The organism is Streptomyces sp. NPDC044061 (genome assembly GCF_056434305.1).
This window is the reverse complement of the sequence record NZ_JBWKFL010000006.1, coordinates 25,211-36,811: the sequence shown is the minus strand read 5'-3', so window position 1 is coordinate 36,811 and position 11,601 is coordinate 25,211. Positions and strand designations below refer to the sequence as shown.

Annotated in this window: 11 protein-coding genes; 8 read left to right on the top strand and 3 right to left on the bottom strand. The window is 72.7% G+C overall.

The genetic code is table 11. The features are described from left to right. The 3 genes from AC07CM_RS11595 to AC07CM_RS11585 form a co-directional block, all read left to right on the top strand. Window positions 1–217, top strand: a 217-nt coding sequence (locus AC07CM_RS11595; protein ID WP_478876169.1) for a hypothetical protein, incomplete at its 5' end; no start/stop codon positions are given. A gap of 100 nt (window positions 218–317) precedes the next feature. Further along, window positions 318–758: a hypothetical protein gene (locus AC07CM_RS11590; RefSeq protein WP_478876168.1), complete on the top strand. Its 441-nt coding sequence runs from the start codon at window positions 318–320 to the stop codon at window positions 756–758. Window positions 759–808: 50 nt separating this feature from the next. Beyond that, complete coding sequence (locus AC07CM_RS11585; RefSeq protein WP_478876167.1) at window positions 809–1,432, top strand: hypothetical protein; 624 nt, start codon at window positions 809–811, stop codon at window positions 1,430–1,432. Between the two features lie 63 nt (window positions 1,433–1,495). Here the strand turns inward: AC07CM_RS11585 and AC07CM_RS11580 are convergent, their stop codons facing one another. Together AC07CM_RS11580 and AC07CM_RS11575 are read right to left on the bottom strand one after the other, a co-directional pair. After that, window positions 1,496–3,859 carry an ATP-binding SpoIIE family protein phosphatase gene (locus AC07CM_RS11580; RefSeq protein ID WP_478876166.1) on the bottom strand — a complete coding sequence of 788 codons (2,364 nt, stop codon included), beginning with the start codon at window positions 3,857–3,859 and terminating at the stop codon, window positions 1,496–1,498. A 437-nt stretch (window positions 3,860–4,296) separates the two neighbouring features. After that, on the bottom strand, window positions 4,297–5,121 hold the full coding sequence (locus AC07CM_RS11575) for a lysozyme (protein WP_478876165.1): 825 nt from the start codon (window positions 5,119–5,121) through the stop codon (window positions 4,297–4,299). A 227-nt stretch (window positions 5,122–5,348) separates the two neighbouring features. Between AC07CM_RS11575 and AC07CM_RS11570 the strand changes: the two genes are divergently transcribed. Next, the gene (locus tag AC07CM_RS11570; RefSeq protein WP_478876164.1) at window positions 5,349–5,840 is read left to right on the top strand and encodes a MarR family winged helix-turn-helix transcriptional regulator; all 492 of its coding nucleotides are present in this window, start codon (window positions 5,349–5,351) and stop codon (window positions 5,838–5,840) included. A 226-nt stretch (window positions 5,841–6,066) separates the two neighbouring features. Here AC07CM_RS11570 and AC07CM_RS11565 read toward each other — a convergent pair whose 3' ends face one another. Further along, window positions 6,067–6,855, bottom strand: a complete 789-nt coding sequence (locus tag AC07CM_RS11565; protein WP_478876163.1) for a hypothetical protein — start codon at window positions 6,853–6,855, stop codon at window positions 6,067–6,069. A 431-nt stretch (window positions 6,856–7,286) separates the two neighbouring features. On the opposite strand from AC07CM_RS11565, the gene AC07CM_RS11560 reads away from it, so the two are divergent. From AC07CM_RS11560 to AC07CM_RS11545, 4 genes are read left to right on the top strand one after another with little or no spacing between them, the layout of a single operon-like run. After that, window positions 7,287–10,046 (top strand): sensor histidine kinase, encoded by a 2,760-nt coding sequence (locus tag AC07CM_RS11560; protein WP_478876162.1) that lies wholly within the window; start codon window positions 7,287–7,289, stop codon window positions 10,044–10,046. After that, entirely contained in the window at window positions 10,043–10,540 is a 498-nt protein-coding gene (locus AC07CM_RS11555) for a roadblock/LC7 domain-containing protein (RefSeq protein WP_478876161.1), read from the top strand. Before AC07CM_RS11560 ends, AC07CM_RS11555 begins: the two co-directional genes overlap by 4 nt. Further along, window positions 10,537–10,962, top strand: a complete 426-nt coding sequence (locus tag AC07CM_RS11550) for a DUF742 domain-containing protein (protein WP_478876160.1) — start codon at window positions 10,537–10,539, stop codon at window positions 10,960–10,962. The genes AC07CM_RS11555 and AC07CM_RS11550 overlap by 4 nt, the downstream gene beginning before the upstream one ends. Beyond that, entirely contained in the window at window positions 10,943–11,590 is a 648-nt protein-coding gene (locus tag AC07CM_RS11545; protein ID WP_478876159.1) for a GTP-binding protein, read from the top strand. Before AC07CM_RS11550 ends, AC07CM_RS11545 begins: the two co-directional genes overlap by 20 nt. The last annotated feature ends 11 nt before the right edge of the window (window positions 11,591–11,601 follow it).

Sequence of the window (11,601 nt, the reverse complement as noted above, 5' to 3'; positions counted from 1 at the left end):
CGGAACCGGCGGAACCGGTGGTGACACCGGGGGTAAGGGCGGTGACGGCGGGACCGGCGGCAAGACTGGCGGTGACGGCGGTGACGGCGGGACCGGCGGCAAGACCGGTGGTAACGGCGGTGACGGCGGGACCGGCGGTGACACCGGTGGTAACGGTGGCAACGGCGGCGCGGGTGGGGACACCGGCGGCGACGGTGGCAACGGCGGCAACGCCTGACCGGACCGGCGGCAACGCCTGACGGTCCCGACGGCGGGGGTGAAGGCCCGTAGGACCCCCACCCCCGCCGTTTCGTCCCGCAAGACCAAGGAGAACCCCCGTGACCAGGAAACTCTGGCGACGCTCGATCGCCCTGACAGCCGCCTCAGTGGCCATCGCCGCGACCGCCGCGTGCGCCTCCCGCGCACTGCCGGACCACCGGCCCACCGCCCATCGCACGACTCAGTCCACCGCAGACTCCTCGGAGTGCGGCAGGGGCGGCGACGGCGGCAGGGGAGGGGACAGTGATGGCGAGAGCGGTCAGCCGGGTGAGCCCGGCAAGCCCGCGACGCGGGAGTGCGACCGGTACAGCGACCTGCCGGACAAGCCGAAGGGCAAGCTCACCGTGGCGGACCGGGTCAAGATCGTCCTGGTCCTGATCAACAACGGCGCGACCGAGACGCAGATCGCTGAGAAATACGACATCCCGAAGCACAAGGTCGAGGTCTGGAAACAGGCGTATCTCAAGGGCGACTGGCCCGTGCTCCTCGGCAACTCCTGAAATCCCGAGCAACCGACTCCGATCCGTTTATCCGCAAGGAAAGAATTCCCATGAACGACAACGCCCGCAGGAACACTCTCGCCGCGGCCGCCGTCTCCGTCCTCCTCACCTTCGGCGGTGTCCTCGTCCTCCCCGCGGGCGCGGTCTTCGCGGCACCGGCCGTCCAGGGTCACGTTCAGACGCACGGTTCGGGGAAGGACAGGCATCACGACGACCACGGCAAGAAGGGCGACCACAAGAAGAAGGGCGATCACAGGAAGCACGACGGCGAGGGGCGCCACGGCCACGACGACTACTGCCGAAGCGGCGACGGCGGCAACGGTGGCAACGGTGGCGACGGAACGGGCACCCCCCCGGTCTGTACGGCGCCGGGTCAGAGCGGTACCGGTGGCGCGGGCGGGCGCGGTGGCCGGGGCAAGTGCGGCGGCCGGGACGGCAGCTCCGGGCGCAACGGGAGCGGCGGCGGTGGTGGTGGGAAGGCCCCCTGCCCCGAGCCGACGCCGAGCCCGTCGTCCACGGGCGGTACGGAGGACACGGGGCACGGCGACTCCTCCGCCCCGGACCAGCCCGCGCCCGCGGACACGTCGGCCCCCGACACTCCCTCCGCGCCCGACGCTGGTTCCCACCCCGACGCGCCGGCCCAGGACGACTCCGGAGACGTGGTCGTCAAGTGAGCGCCCACCGATCCCAGCGATGCCCCGTCTCCCGGCGGGGCATCGCCCTGTGCGGGCGCCTTCTCAGGCCCCGGGGACGGACTGCTCCGCCCACACGGTCTTGCCGACCCGGTCGTGCCGGGTGCCCCAGCGTTCGGCGAGCTGGGCGACCAGCAGCAGGCCCCGGCCCCCTTCGTCGAAGATCCGGGCGCGCCGCATGTGCGGGGTGGTGCCGCTGGAGTCGTAGACCTCGCAGATCAGCTTCGTGTCCTGGTGGATGAGCCGGAGCTGGATGGGCGGCCGGCCGTAGCGGATGGCGTTGGTGACCAGTTCGCTCACCATCAGCTCGGTGGTGAAGGCGGAGTCCTCCAGCCCCCACACGCCGAGCTGGTCGGCCGTGTGCCTGCGGGCTCTGGCCACCACCGTGGGCTCGCTGTCCAGCTGCCAGGCGGCGACCCGGTCGGAGTGCAGCGCCCGGGTGCGGGCGATGAGCAGGGCGATGTCGTCCTCCGGGCGGTGGCTCAGCAGATCGGTGAGCACCCGGTCGCAGATCGAGTCCAGGGTCGGCGCGGGGCGGACCAGCGCGGCGAACATCTTGTCCAGCGCCTCGTCGATGTCGTGGTCGCGGGCCTCGAGCAGTCCGTCGGTGTAGAGGGCGAGCAGGCTGCCCTCGGGCAGCTCGGTCTCGAAGGCCTCGAAGGGCAGGCCGCCGAGGCCCAGCGGCGGACCTGCGGGCACGTCCAGGAAGCGGACGGCGCCGTCCGGGGTGACCACGGCGGGCGGCGGATGCCCGGCCCGGGCGAGCGTGCAGCGGCGGGAGACCGGGTCGTAGACCGCGTACAGGCAGGTGGTGCCGATGCCTCCGGCGGTCTCGGCGGCCGGGTCGGCGCTGCCCTCGTCCGCCGCCAGGCGCAGGACGAGGTCGTCGAGGTGGGTGAGCAGCTCGTCGGCGGGCAGGTCGACGTCGGCCAGGGTGCGCACGGCCGTGCGCAGCCGGCCCATGGTGGCGGAGGCGCGGATGCCGTGGCCGACGACGTCGCCGACGACGAGGGCGACCCGCGCCCCGGACAGCGGGATCACGTCGAACCAGTCGCCGCCCACGCCGGCCCGGGTGGCCGCGGGCAGATAGCGGGTGGCGATCTCCATGGCCGCCTGCTTGGGCAGCGTGTGCGGGAGCAGGCTGCGCTGCAGCGACATCGTGGTGGTGCGCGCCCGTCCGGACCGGCGGGTGCTGTGCAGGCCGGTGGCCGCCTTGGCCGTGAGGTCCTCGGCGAGCCGCAGGTCCTCCGGACCGAACGGCTCGGGGCGCCGGTGACGGCCGAAGAGAGCCACGCCGAGCGTGCTGCCCTCGGCGCGCACCGGCACCACCATCAGCGAGTGGGCGCCGTACGCGTGCAGCCAGGCGGCCGCCGGGTCCACGGCCGCCCACCCGGAGACCACCGGGTCCGAGGTGTCGTAGAGGACGGACTGCCCGGAGGCCAGGCAGTCCGCCGGGGGCGAGCCCGGCTCGTAGGCGGTCGCCTCGCCCACCCGGGCGCCGCGCGCGGGCCCGTCGCCGTCGACGGCTCGTGCCGCGGCGCGGCGCAGGACCAGCGGGGCCGCCGACTGGTCGGCGGGCTCGGCCTCGGCCGGGGTCCGCGGGGAGTCGAGCAGGTCCACGGCCACGAAGTCCGCGAGCCGGGGGACCGTGGCGTCGGCGAGCTCCTGCGCGGTGTGCCGGAGGTCGGAGGCCGTACCGGTCCGCGAGCCCGTCTCGCCCGGTGTCTCCTGCTGGACGGCGGCGTCCGGGGCGCGGCGGTGCGCCGCGAGACAGACGGCGCACACCTTGCCGGTCCCGTCCTTGAGCGGGGTGAGGACGGTGGGCGGGCCGAGGCCCGGGCCGACTCCGGTCTCCATCTCCCGCGGCTCGCCGGACTCCATCACCTGGCGCATCGTGCGGTCGGCCTCGTCGCTCGCGGTACCGGGCGCGATGTGGCTCAGCTGCAGGCCGCGCATCGCGGCCTCGGGCAGGGAGAGGGCGCGCTCCAGGCGGCGGTTGGCGCGCAGCAGGCGCAGCTCGGTGTCGAAGATCGCCAGCGGGAACGGCGACTGGATGAAGGTCCACTCCTCCAGCGGTTCGCCCCGAGGCGGCTGCGGACGGTCTCCCACGGCGGTCACGACGAGCCAGTCGGTGGTCCCGGTGGCCGAGGTGCGGCGGTGGGCGAGCAGACCCTGTTCCAGGCGGCTGCCGTCCCGGTGCCGCAGGGGCACGGTGCCGTTCCACCGGTCGCGCCCGGCCAGGGTCCGCCGGGCGGCCCCGGCCTCGGCGGCGAGCAGCGCGGCGGCGGGCCGTCCGACGACCGCGGAGGGTGCGTAGCCGAGCAGCCGCTGGGCGCCCTCGCTCCAGCTGGTCAGGATGCCCCGCTCATCGATGGTGGCCGTGGCCGTGTACGTCGAGTGTCGCTCCATCGCCGCTCATCTCGCCCTTGCTCGGCAGGCTCTCCTGACCAGCATGATCCCGGCCGGCGCGGAGCACCAACGCAGCGAAAGCGGCGGCCGCCCATCAGGACGACCGCCGCTCGCCGAGCGACCTGACGCCAACCGTCGGCCGCCCGTCGCCGTGCATGTCAGGGAGTGACTTCCGGATGGCGTCGCCCCACAGTTGGCCGGTGCCTGCACGCGATCCAGGGCTCCGTTGCTGTGCTTGTCCGGGGGCAACCCCCGTATTACCCCCGGCCGGGGGGCGTCGCCCCACCGTGGGCCGACGCCCGCACCGGGTCCGGGGGCTTCGTCGCTGTGCTTGTCCGGGGCCGCAGGCGTTGGGCTGACAGCGGCCTTCGGCCGTGTGCCGGACGCCCGACGGAGGGGGCGCCCAGCCGTGGGCCGGGCCTCGGCGAGGGGCGTGCCTAACCGTTGGCCAGTGCCTGCACGCGATCCAGCGCTCCGTTGAACTTGTCGTGGTCGCCGACCGTCGGGCCCGACGAGGTGTACTGCCACATCGTGTAGTACGACCAGCCGGCCGGCAGCGTGCCCGGGTCCGAGGCGTAGCGGGCGATCCACAGGGGGTTGTTCACGGCGAAGCCGCCGTAGTTGCCGGTGCACTGGGTCCACCAGCTGGTCGCGGTGTAGATCACGGCGTCCCGGCCCGTGCGCGCCTTGTAGGTGTTCAGGAAGTCGGCGATCCAGCTGACCATCGCGCTGGCCGACTTGCCGTAGCAGGCGGCGCCGTACGGGTTCCACTCGATGTCGAGGGCCCCGGGCAGCGTCTTGCCGTCCCTGGACCAGCCGCCGCCGTGGTCCACGAAGTAGTTGGCCTGGGTGGCACCGCTCGTGGTGTCCGGGGTCGCGAAGTGGTACGCGCCGCGGATCATGCCGACGTTGTACGAGCCGTTGTACTGCTGGGCGAAGTACGGGTTCGTGTAGTACGTGCCCTCCGTGGCCTTCGTGTAGGCCCAGCGGACGCCGCTGTTCCACAGCGTGCTCCAGGCGACGTTGCCCTGGTAGCCGGAGACGTCGACGCCCTCGGTCTGGGTGGCGTCACCGGTGCTGGGGGTGCTGTGCTGTCCGTCGTGGGCGAGGACTCCCATGCCCATGTACGCCGAACCCCGGCCGGGGGTGGTCGCGGCGCGGGCGGTGGTGAGGGGGAGGGAGAGGGCGAGCGCCGCCAGCAGGGCCGTCAGAAGGACGGCGAGGGGACGCGGGCTGAGGGAAGCGGGTCTGTGCTCGGGCATGACGAGTCTCCGAGGCGTGGGGTGGGGGGACCGTGGGATGACCGTGATTCTCTGGCGTGGGCATGCCATTGATTGCCTGGTAAAGAAGCTACGCACGTAGATGACGGCGTGGGAAGGGCCTCCGGATGCTTCCGTTGGTCTACGCCTGCGAAATACTTACGGAGCTGCGGCAACGGCGGCGTTCGACAGAAACTTTCAGGACCGCGAAACCGATCAGGGGTACTGACGTGCACGAGGACGGAAACGGCGACGCACATCGCGTCGCCGGCCAAGTGACGCCCAGTGGTGCAGACCAGGAATTCCTGGCACTGGAGCGCGAGTTGACGGTGCTGCTCAGGCGTGCCCGGGCCAACCAGGGTGAGATGGCCCGCGAGGTCCATCCCGACCTGGAGTCCTCCGCGTACGGCCTGCTCATCCGACTCGACGAACTCGGCGGCCAGCGCGCCACCGAACTCGCCGCCTACATCGGCGTCGGCAAGGCCACCATGTCCCGCCAGCTGCGTGCCCTGGAGGAGCTCGGCCTCATCGTCCGTGAGCCGGACCCCGCGGACGGGCGTGCCTGGCTCGTGACCCTGACCGACGAGGGCCGCGGGCGAGTCGGCACGGTCCGCGAGGCCCGCCGCGCCCGCTACGTCCGCCAGCTCGCCCACTGGGACCGCCGGGAGGTGTCCGAACTGGCCCGGCTGCTGCACGAGCTGAACGGCGTGATGGAGCGTTAGGCGCTGTCGTTCGGATCACGACGGCGTCGAGGGGTCCGGCACGCGCGTCTGCCGCGGTGTCGTCACTCGCCCCCCCACGCTCGGCTCCGCCCGCACGGGCGCACCCCCATCGCGACGAGTCCCTCCTCCGCCCTGCAGGCGGACGCACCGGACCCCGCTCGGGTCGGCCGAAAGACACTGCACCTCACAGCCGGCCCGATCCGAACGACAGGGCCCGGCCGCTCCCTCACAGCTCCACGAACACCACCGTCGCGTCGTCGTGCGTCTTGCTGCGCCCGAGGAACGCCCGCTCCTGCCGGTCCGCGGTCTCCAGCTCCCGCACCCGGTCGACCAGGCAGCGGGCGCCCTCCTTGGCGACGAGGTCGAACAGGGCCGCCCAGTCGCCCGCGTGGAACCGTTCCGTCCAGCGGGTCGCGCCGTCCGTCAGCGCGGCCAGGGCGCGGACCTCGTGGCGCGGCACGGTGCCGGTGACCGCGCGGGAGGCGACCGAGGGATCGGCGGCGGCCGTGAAGAAGCCGCCCTCCTTGTTGCGCAGGTGCGCGTCGATCAGCGCGTCGGTGGCCAGGGCCGAGCGGGGCAGCCGGGCGAGCCGGTCGTCCAGGACCGGGGTGACCGTGCCGTCGGGGGACTGCAGCAGCAGCGCGGAGTCGGACAGGACCAGGTACTCCACGGCGTCGGCGGACCAGCGGGTCAGGACCACCGTGGCCTGGGGGGTGCGCGGGTGAGAAAGGTCACAGGTGTCCCCATGGGCCCCGGCGGTCCTGCCGATCGCCCCCGAGAGCACCTCCGGGAGCGTCAGATCTCGCCGTGAAACGGTCAGTTCGGTCAGCGCGCCGCCGAGTCGCGCGGTGAACCAGGGGACCGAATGCAGACAGCCTGTGCCGTCCCGCGGCGGTGTCACTCCGTCCAGCAAGATCACACAACCCCCCTGACCGGAGGCGGGTAGTCCGACACCGGCGAAGTCCTCGTTGGGTCGGTTCGCGTCGCCGGGTTCCGAAACGAGATCGGTTCGCATCCGGCCAGTCTGCACGAGGCCTTCACAGGCTTCGCCAAAGGCTGGCAACCGTCGCTGAATTGGCACGGCCGCCCAGGTCAGCCGCCTGGTTTGGGGGTAAATAGAGCACTCCGGAAAGGCGTGGCGGCGAATACTGCCAAAGCCAGCGGCGCGCGTCCAACCGGCCCTCCGTGCAGGCCCCCCGCACACGCCGGTGGAACTTGCCCGCCAACTCTCCTCCGATGTTCACTCCTTCGGGTGGCGGGTCAGATGATGCGGGACCACTGCCCACCGGCGCTGGGAGGGTCGGGGACCGTACGAACGGGGTGTGCGCACCACCTGGGCCCTGCCGTCAGACTCCCGCCCGGCCCGCGACGCCTGGCAGTTTGAGACAGGACCCACGGGACGCCACCCGGGCCCTTGGGTAGACGAGTTCAGGATTGCGAGCACCGGTGCAGATGAAGCGGCCTCGGCGCACAGGCAGGCAGACGACCCCCGAGGGGGCCGCCCAGCAGACCCCCGTGGGCACCGGCCGCCCCACCCACGTACGGACCCGGCTGATCGTCGCCGTGGCCGTGGTGGCGGCCGCCATCGCGGGAGCGGGCGCACCGTCGCTGCTCACCGCCTCCCAGGACGTCAGCGACTCCCAGGATCTGGTGACGCTGACCGCGCGCACCCAGGACGCCCTCGCGCTCGCCCACTCGCTCGCCGACGAACGCGACGAGGTCACCTCCTACGTCGCGGCCGGCCGCCCCAAGTCCAAGGCGCCCTCCGAGGACCGCAGCGCCCGCGTCGACCGCCAGGTCGAGGACCTGCGCGCCGACACCGACACCCCGGCCGGGATGCGCGCCGACCTCGACGGCATCGCGGCCGTCCGCCGCGCCGCCCTCACCGGCAAGACGAACGCTCTGCAGACCCACCAGGCCTACTCGGCCACCATCGCCGAACTGCACCGGCTCGCCGACGACCTGGCCGAGCAACTGCCCCCGCGGGCCGGCTCCGGCGTCCACTCCCTCGCCGAACTGGACACCGCCGTCCAGCAGTCCGCGGCCGCCCGCGGCCTGCTGCTCGCCGCGCTGAACATCCCGTCCACCCGGCAGACGGTGATCAACCCCACCACCGGTCTGGCCACCACGACCACCACCTCGACCGAGGCGGACCGCAAACAGCGCGACGCGCTCGCCGCCGCCGCCCAGCAGGCCCGCCTACGCGCCGACGCGGCCCTCGCCGACTTTCGCGAGACCGCCCCCCAGACCGCCGTCGACTCGTACGACTCCACGGTCACCGGGCCCGAGGTCAACTCCGCCGAGAAGTACCTGGCCGCCCTCACCGACCAGCCGTCCCTCGGCGACAGCGACCTGACCACCAGCACCAAGAAGCTGGACGCGGCCCTGTCCGCCCGCGTCGACCTCATGCGGGGCGCGGAGTCGGCGCTCTACGTCCACCGCGCGGAGGACCTCGCGCAGCTCAGGGACGACGACGTCACCGCCCTGGAGATCCGCGTCGCCGTCCTCGGCGTCCTGATGCTGGTCGCCGTCGGCATCGCCACCGCCATGGCCCGCACCCTCACCCGCCCGCTGTCGGTGCTGCGCCGCGGCTCGGCCCGCCTGGCCGGGGCCCAGGACCCGGCGGCCCAGGAACCGATCGCCTTCACCGGCCGCAACGACGAGTTCGCCCAGGTCGTCCGCTCGGTCAACGCCCTGCACACGCACGCGGTCGCCCTGCACGAGCGCGTGGCCACCCTGGAGACCGACCGCAAGCACCTGGTCGGCCAGCGGCAGAGCATGGCCGACGCCCGCGAGGGACTGCGCGCCGAGCTCGCCGAGTCCGCGGCCCAGCTGGACCGGCTGCGCACCAGCATCGGCGGCACCTTCGTCAACCTCGCCCTGCGCACCCTCGGCCTGGTCGAACGGCAACTCGCGGTCATCGAAGGCCTGGAGGAGCGCGAGCAGGATCCCGACCGTCTCGCCACGCTCTTCAAGCTCGACCACTTCGCCACGGTCATGCGCCGCCACAGCGAGAACCTCCTGGTCCTCGCGGGCACCGAGCACGTCCAGCAGCACCACGGCCCGGTCCCGCTGGTCGACGTGGTCCGCGCGGCGGTCAGCGAGATCGAGCGCTACGAGCGCGTCCGCATCGCCGCACTGCCCCCGCACGCCCACGTGGCGGGCTTCGCCGCCGACGACCTCTCCCACCTGCTCGCCGAACTCATGGAGAACGCCACCTCGTTCTCCCCGCCGGACCTGCCCGTCGAGGTCTCCGGCTGGCTGCTGGAGTCCGGCGAGGTCATGCTGTCCGTCCACGACGAGGGCATCGGCATGGCGGGCGACCGCCTCGACCGCCTCAACTCCCGGCTCGCCGAGTTCGATCCCGAGTCGCCGTACGACCAGGAGGGCGCCGACGGCCTCGGCCTCGGCCTGTACGTCGTGGCCCGCCTCGCCCACCGCCACGGCGTCCGGGTCCAGCTGCGCGAGCAGAAGCAGGGCGGGGTGGCGGCGGTCGTCGTCCTGCCCCACTCCCTCCACACCGAGGCCGCCACGGCGGCGACCCCGCCCCCGGTCACGCGCTCGGACACGACCCAGACCTTCTCCCTCCCCGGCGCCGCCGCCGAGGCCAACTCCAACGTCCTGTACGCCCGCAAGAAGGATCCGGACCCGCTGGTGGTACTGGCGGAGAAGGCCGTGACCCAGGCGGAACAGGCCGCCCCGGAGCCCGACGAGCCGGAGACGCACACGGGGGCACAGGCCCCGGAGGCGAGCGCGGTGCCACCACCGGCCCGCCCGGCGATACCGGCGGAGACCCCCGCCGAGACGACGATGGCGCTGCTGCTGCCGGAGCTGGCGGCGGAGCCCGCGGCCGCCGGCGACGGGGACGCACCGCTGGAGCCGTTCGCGTCCGACGGCGAAAGCCGCACGGACGGTGCGGGTGGGAACGCGCCCGCCGAAGGGGAAGCCGAGGCGACCCACGACCGAGCGGCCGACGAGACGGAGGACCGGCTCACCAGCAAGGGCCTCCCCAAGCGCACGCCCAGAATCACCGCACCCACAGCCCCGCCCCGCCAGCGCAGCGCGAGCGTCGACGCGGAAGCCCTCCGCCGCAGGCTCGGCGGCTTCCGCCAGGGAGCGCAGGCCGGCTACCGCGACGTAGAGGCAGAGATCGCACAACGTACCGAAGAAGCCACGGGGGGCACAGTCGAGGAGGCAAGCAGTTGACCGCGCCCAGTACCTTCGGACTGAGCAGTGAGGCCCGCAACCTGCACTGGCTGCTGACCAACCTGGTCGAGGAAGTCCCCGGCATCCAGTCTGTCGCCGTGGTCTCCTCGGACGGTCTGCTGCTCCTCTCGTCCGACCCCGGCCACACCGCGCAGTCCCGTCAGTCCCGCCCGGCGAAGGGCCCCCGCGGCTCCTCCGCCGACCTCGCGACCATCGTCTCCGGCATCGGCAGCCTCACCCTCGGCGCCGCCAAGCTCATGGAGTTCGGCGGGGTCAAGCACACGATGGTCGCGATGGACGAGGGCAGCCTGTTCGTGATGTCGATCAGCGACGGCTCGCTGCTCGGCGTGCACGGCTCCGCGGAGTGCGACATGAGCGTGGTGGCGTACCACATGGCGCTCTTCGTCGGCCGCGCCGGACATGTCCTGACCCCCGAACTCCGCAGCGAGCTGCGCAAGTCCCTGGAGACCGAGAGGACGGGGAGCGCCCGATGAGCGGCACGGCGAGGAAACTTCCCGTGCGCGGCGAACGCAAGCCCGCCCGCGTGCGCCCCTACTCGCTCACCGGCGGCCGTACCCGCTTCGGCCACGTCCTCCTGGTGGAGACGTTCGTGGGAAGCACGGCCGGCACGGCGGCGCTGGAAGCCGCCGAGGAGCGCAAGGAACTGACGAACGGTTCGCTGACCAGCCGGGTGATGCCGGAGATGCGGGCCATCGTCGAACTGTGCCGCCGTATGCGCACGGTGGCCGAGATCGCCGCGCTGCTGAAGATGCCGCTCGGCGTGGTCCGCGTCCTGCTCAGCGACCTCGCGGACCAGGGAAAGATCCGTGTGTACGGCACCGGAACCGGTCACGGCACCGGCCGTCCGGACCGCGCTCTGCTGGAAAGGGTGCTGAGTGGACTCCGCCGTCTCTGACGCCACCGGCGTCACCCCCCTCGTCGCCGGCTTCCAGGAGCCCGACGAGGACCTGAAAGCCTGGCAGAAGGACCGTACCCGGGCCCCCATAGCCACCAAGATCGTGGTGGCGGGCGGCTTCGGCGTCGGCAAGACCACGCTGGTCACGGCCGTCTCGGAGATCACGCCTCTGCAGACCGAGGCGCTGATGACCGAGGCCAGCGAGGACACCGACGATCTCACCGCCACGCCCGGCAAGCTGACCACCACCGTGGCCATGGACTTCGGCCGGCTCACGCTCGACGACGACCTTGTGCTGTACCTGTTCGGCACGCCGGGCCAGCAGCGGTTCTGGTTCATGTGGGACGACCTGGTGCGCGGCGCGATCGGTGCCGTCGTGCTGGCCGACACCCGCCGGCTGAAGGACTGTTTCCCCGCCCTGGACTACTTCGAGAGCTGCGGGCTGCCGTACGTCGTCGCGGTCAACCACTTCGACGGCAGCGAGCTGTTCGAGCCGGAGGACGTGCGGGAGGCGCTGACGATCCCCGCCAACGTGCCAGTCATGATCATGGACGCGCGGCGCCGGATATCGGCCATCGAGACCCTCCTGGCCCTCGTCGGCCACGCGCTCGACGAAACCCCCGAGTAAGTCCCCGTTAG

Excerpts from the sequence above, each read along its gene's own strand:
- AC07CM_RS11575 (WP_478876165.1), bottom strand. The coding sequence starts at position 5,121 with ATGCCCGAGCACAGACCCGCTTCCCTCAGCCCGCGTCCCCTCGCCGTC.
- AC07CM_RS11585 (WP_478876167.1), top strand. The coding sequence starts at position 809 with ATGAACGACAACGCCCGCAGGAACACTCTCGCCGCGGCCGCCGTCTCC.
- AC07CM_RS11565 (WP_478876163.1), bottom strand. The coding sequence starts at position 6,855 with ATGCGAACCGATCTCGTTTCGGAACCCGGCGACGCGAACCGACCCAAC.
- AC07CM_RS11550 (WP_478876160.1), top strand. The coding sequence starts at position 10,537 with ATGAGCGGCACGGCGAGGAAACTTCCCGTGCGCGGCGAACGCAAGCCC.
- AC07CM_RS11580 (WP_478876166.1), bottom strand. The coding sequence starts at position 3,859 with ATGGAGCGACACTCGACGTACACGGCCACGGCCACCATCGATGAGCGG.